Consider the following 510-nt stretch of genomic DNA (forward strand, 5'->3'; position numbering starts at 1 on the left):
GGCGGCTGTAGCTCAGTTGGTAGAGCCCTGGATTGTGATTCCGGTTGTCGTGGGTTCAAGTCCCATCAGTCGCCCCACTCTTTCTATAAATGTATTCCACATTTTTTATTTTTACGCACATAGCACCCCTACATAATAAATACCAAGTAGCAGCGATTTTATATCGTGACTAAGAATTAAACCCTCGCTACATAAAGTAGCTCCGACACGACCAACACCACACAATAAGCACCAAACAACTGCGTAGCAGTGGTTTTATATCGCGACTTAAGAATAAAACCCTCGCTGCATAAAGCAGCTCCTACACGACCAACACCACACAATAAGCACCAAACATCTGCGTAGCAGTGGTTTTATACCGCGACTTAAGAATAAAACCCTCGCTACATAAAGTAGCTCCTACACGACCAACACCAAACACCAAGCACCAGATATCTGCGTAGCAGCGATTTTATATCGCGACTGAGAATAAAACCCTCGCTACATAAAGTAGCTCCTACACGACCAACA

1 tRNA gene is annotated in these 510 nt (G+C 44.3%); it reads left to right on the top strand.

Going from position 1 to position 510, the window contains the following annotated elements:
* Position 1: 1 nt before the first annotated feature.
* Positions 2-77: transfer RNA gene (locus tag EXT47_RS23645), tRNA-His, on the top strand.
* Positions 78-510: the final 433 nt, after the last annotated feature.

It is taken from the genome of Pseudoalteromonas sp. CO342X, from assembly GCF_004208915.1.
GTDB lineage: Bacteria > Pseudomonadota > Gammaproteobacteria > Enterobacterales > Alteromonadaceae > Pseudoalteromonas > Pseudoalteromonas maricaloris.